Genomic DNA, 4165 nt, shown 5'->3' with positions numbered 1-4165 from the left:
GGGATAATGGGGGATCTTCAATCCTCGGGAAAAGCGAAGAATCCCCCCCAGCCCCCCTTGGTAAGGGGGGAGAATTGGTCTCGAAGCCCCCGTATCAATAAAAGCGAAGCATCCTTTGGCTTTCCCCTTACTAAAGGGGAATCTAAGGGAACCTTCAATCCTGACCCCATTCCGTGTGGAAGAACTCGCCGCGCGGCTTGTCGGTGCGCTCGTAAGTGTGCGCCCCGAAGAAATCTCGCTGGGCTTGGGTGAGATTTTGCGGCAAATTCGGGCGGCGGTAGCTGTCGAAATAATCCAGGGACGCGCTGAACGCCGGAACCGGAATTCCCAGAGTATTCGCCGTCACCAACACTTCCCGCCAAGCCTCTTGGCGGTCTAAAATGGTCTGCTTGAATTCCGGCGCCAGCAACAGATTGGGCAGTGTCGGATTTTCGTCGTAGGCGTGTTTGATTTTGTTCAAGAATCCCGCCCGGATGATGCAGCCGCCCTTCCAAATCCGGGCAATTTCTCCCAGATTGAGATGGTAATTAAACTCCTGGGAAGCCTTTCCCATTAAAGCCATTCCTTGGGCGTAGGAACAGATTTTAGAACAGTACAGGGCATCCCGAATTTTGTTGACGAACGCCTTCGCGTCGCCGTCAAATTTTGCCGTCGGTCCCGGCAATTCCTGCGATGCCGCAACTCGCTCGTCCTTGAAAGACGAGATAATTCGGCCGTTGACTGCGGCGGTGATCGTCGGGATACAAACGCCCATTTCCAGGGCGCTTACCACCGTCCAGCGTCCGGTTCCCTTCTGTCCGGCCGAATCTAGAATCAGGTCGATTAGCGGTTTGCCCGTTTCCGGGTCTTTCTGCTTGAAAATATCCGCCGTAATTTCAATCAGAAATGAATTGAGTTCGTCGGTGGTGTTCCACTCGGCGAAGACTTCGTGAAGTTGCTGGTCGTTGAAGCCCAGGACATTTCTGAGTAAGTCGTAGGCCTCGGCGATCAGTTGCATATCGCCGTATTCGATGCCGTTGTGAACCATTTTGACGTAGTGACCCGCACCGCCGGGGCCGATGTAGGTGACACAGGGGCCGTCATCCACTTGAGCCGCAATTTTCGTGAGGATGGCTTCGAGTTCCTTGTAGGAAGCCTCCGTTCCTCCCGGCATCAGGCTCGGCCCCCACAGTGCCCCCTCTTCGCCGCCGCTGACGCCCATTCCCATGAACCCCAGACCGGTGGCTTCGAGTTCGCGGGTGCGGCGTTCGGTGTCTTCGTAGAGGGAGTTACCCCCGTCGATGATCATGTCATCCTTGTCCAACAGGGGTTTGAGCTGGTCGATTACCGCGTCAACGGGTTTGCCAGCCTTCACCATGACCAAGATGCGGCGGGGACGTTCGAGGGATTGGACGAATTCCTCCAGGGTGTAGGCGGGTTTGACGTTTTTATCGATCGCCCGCTTTTGCATGAATTCGTCCGTTTTGGAGCTGGTGCGATTGTAGACGGCGACGGGGAAACCGTTGCGCTCGACGTTGAGGGCCAGGTTTTCGCCCATGACGGCCAGACCAATTACACCAAATTTCTGCTGTGACATAGACTTCCGTTTAACTCTAATGTTGATCCAAGGGGAATTGGCTCATCGTCTCTACACTGTATCGTTGATTTTTGGTTTGAGATTATTCCGATCGCCTTTTTTTTAAAATTTTCCGAAAAATTACCCCGGTGGGGGGAAATCGCTGGGACATAGGTGACGGTTTGACCCCGCGATCGCTTCCCCAGTCGCCGCCGAAATGGACTTCGATCGCCGGGGGTTTATCTGGGAATTTGAGAACTGACATCGGGAAGTTTGAGATGGGCGAAACATATTTAATTTCACCAGTTTAAAGGGTGGCAACCCCTCCCACATCGTCCGAAAGTGATAAGTTGGAAATGGGGCGATCGGACTCGAGGCTTTCATGAATGTGAAATAGAATAACGCGATCGCATCCGAGGGAAACTTGCTCCAATGCAACAGGAACGCGATCGCGCCTTGGAAAAGTTGCGGGAAATCGGCATCGACCCCGACGAACTATCAGAAAGCTGACACTAAAGCACCGAGAGTATGTGCAGCAAGCCGAGGGTACGAAGGAGGTTGACCATCGGAAATCCCCCGCCGATGTGGAAAGGTTCTACCGCCCTATTGAAGGGGGACTAGCAAAAGAGTGAAGATTCTACAAAATCGATGCCAGTTCCGGAATGCTATAGTAGAATTGAGAAGGTCATTCGGTATCACTAAGCTCACAGGCAACAATGGAAGAATTAAAGTATCTCGCCACCTGGGTTCGGGAACAACACGCCCCCGAGTACATTTTGACTTGGTTGCTCAACCAGCCGGGGATCTGGTGGTCGAATGGGGACATTTACCAGGCGGCCGTCCAGAAGTCGGGAGCCCGACTCAAGGAATACGTCAAAAACAGCAAACAAGGTGGATTGTTTCAGGGGATCGCAGATAAAATAACGAACGAGGAGGCTTGGGACGCGATCGCGGTCAGTCTCGCCCACATCATCTCCGCCTACCAGGAAGAACTGGTCAAATTGCAGGAACAGAACCGCATTGATGTGAACAAACGGGTGGAAACGTTGTCCGAGGAAAGTGACGATGTTTGGAATTCCAATTTTCAGGAACCCTTACCTGATCACAATGCGGATGCCTTGACGGGTTTGTAATCCCGCCCTCCCCTTTAAATCGACACCGATTTTTCGCCGTCAGGGTGGTCTATTTGAGATGATTTGGAGTCACAAACTCGGCAGTTTAACCGTCAGTTGCTCTTTTTTTAATTGGGAATTTCATTGATTTTCGTCGGTCATCCCATCTCCGTCTTTCTGGACGAGCAAATAAATGGGAGCGTGGGTGACAATAAAATCGGTCATGACGTCCCGTTCCTCCACCGTCGGCGTGGCCAAACAACCTGCCGTTCCCGTTTGATCCGTATTGGCAAATGCAGACGGATCGTAGTGAATCCCAAACCCTCCCCGATACGTTTCAAACGTCGGCGTCACCGCCGACCACACCCCGCCAAACTCTCCCGGAGCCGCCTCGACCGCTCCGGGGATGTCAAATTTATACAAGCCGAAGGGAATGGGAGTCTGAGATCCCGGATATTCTGACGGGACTTGCTGGCCGATGCGTCCGGAGACGCAGCGGACGGTATCGACGACCCAACCCCCCGCGTCGATCAATTCTGTGCGATACACCTTCAATCCCCCCGCGATCGCCTCTTCGGTCTGGGTGGCGACCACCTTCGCCCCCGGAATGGCGTCGCCCTCGGTTTCCGGGGTGTAGACGCTCAAAAATTCCCGGGCCACCCAGCGATCGCCCCCGATGGGAACCCAGGTGAACCCGCCGGCCTCGACGGGGGCACCGACCACCTCGACGAGGGTGCCGTTGTCCAGGACATCGACGATCACGCCGTCGGGTGTGGCCCGCACGTTGAGAGTGTCGCCGTTGGTGCTGACAATCGCCTTTTGGTTCATCAAATCATCTCCTGTCGGTCAAACGGGAGGCGATCGCAACTCAAAAAGAAGCGATCGCCCCCGGTTTTAGCTCGGGGTCCGTTGCAGTTCCGGTCTCTCTTCCGCAACGATCGCCCCCTCTACCGGACAAACTTGCAGGCAAATGCCGCAGTCGATGCAGGTGTCAAAATCGATCCAATACCAATCGGTTCCCTGTTGATTCTTACCCGGACCGGGATGGATGCAGGCGACCGGACAGGCTCCGACGCAATCGGCCACACCTTCGCAAGTTTCGGTAACAATCGTATGGGCCACAGTAGATTCTCCCTCTCGGACGAGCTTCCAACATTCGGACTTGACTCCGATACCATTGTGACACCCTCCCGGGGCGGCAGGACCCCGTTTTCCTCAATTCCAGGCTATCAGGGGATTTGAGCGGATCGCGATCGCCGATTCACAAAAAAATTGAAAAAAAACTTGACACAATCCCGGGAGGTGCTGATAAGATAGGAACTTGTGAGACGACGTTGGGGCGTCGCCAAGCGGTAAGGCAGCGGGTTTTGGTCCCGCCATTCGGAGGTTCGAATCCTTCCGCCCCAGTTGAAATCAATTCTTTTACGAGAAAAGGACGAGAGCTTGAAAGCCGTGTCTTTTTAAAGCACGGATGAAAAGCGAACGGCGACTTCAGTCG

Annotated in this window: 5 protein-coding genes and 1 tRNA gene; 2 read left to right on the top strand and 4 right to left on the bottom strand. The window is 54.1% G+C overall.

The features are described from left to right. Positions 1-154 precede the first annotated feature (154 nt). A complete protein-coding gene (gene gnd, locus LKE08_RS01355; protein WP_324702394.1) occupies positions 155-1576 on the bottom strand; it encodes a decarboxylating NADP(+)-dependent phosphogluconate dehydrogenase in 1422 nt (473 codons plus the stop codon). 82 nt (positions 1577-1658) lie between these two features. Next, entirely contained in the window at positions 1659-1820 is a 162-nt protein-coding gene (locus tag LKE08_RS01350) for a hypothetical protein (RefSeq protein ID WP_324702393.1), read from the bottom strand. Positions 1821-2271: 451 nt separating this feature from the next. On the opposite strand from LKE08_RS01350, the gene LKE08_RS01345 reads away from it, so the two are divergent. Further along, a complete protein-coding gene (locus LKE08_RS01345) occupies positions 2272-2688 on the top strand; it encodes a hypothetical protein (RefSeq protein WP_324702392.1) in 417 nt (138 codons plus the stop codon). Positions 2689-2808: 120 nt separating this feature from the next. On the opposite strand, the gene LKE08_RS01340 is transcribed toward LKE08_RS01345, so the two are convergent. Both LKE08_RS01340 and LKE08_RS01335 read right to left on the bottom strand, forming a co-directional pair. Beyond that, positions 2809-3495, bottom strand: a complete 687-nt coding sequence (locus tag LKE08_RS01340; protein ID WP_324702391.1) for an SH3 domain-containing protein — start codon at positions 3493-3495, stop codon at positions 2809-2811. 66 nt (positions 3496-3561) lie between these two features. Continuing rightward, positions 3562-3789 carry a ferredoxin family protein gene (locus LKE08_RS01335; RefSeq protein ID WP_324702390.1) on the bottom strand — a complete coding sequence of 76 codons (228 nt, stop codon included), beginning with the start codon at positions 3787-3789 and terminating at the stop codon, positions 3562-3564. 213 nt (positions 3790-4002) lie between these two features. Here LKE08_RS01335 and LKE08_RS01330 point away from each other — a divergent pair. Beyond that, positions 4003-4074, top strand: a tRNA-Gln gene (locus LKE08_RS01330). Positions 4075-4165: the final 91 nt, after the last annotated feature.

Origin of the sequence: Lyngbya sp. CCY1209, assembly GCF_035615495.1 — a bacterium.
Lineage (GTDB): Bacteria > Cyanobacteriota > Cyanobacteriia > Cyanobacteriales > Microcoleaceae > Limnospira.
This window is presented reverse-complemented; position numbering and strand designations above follow the sequence as displayed.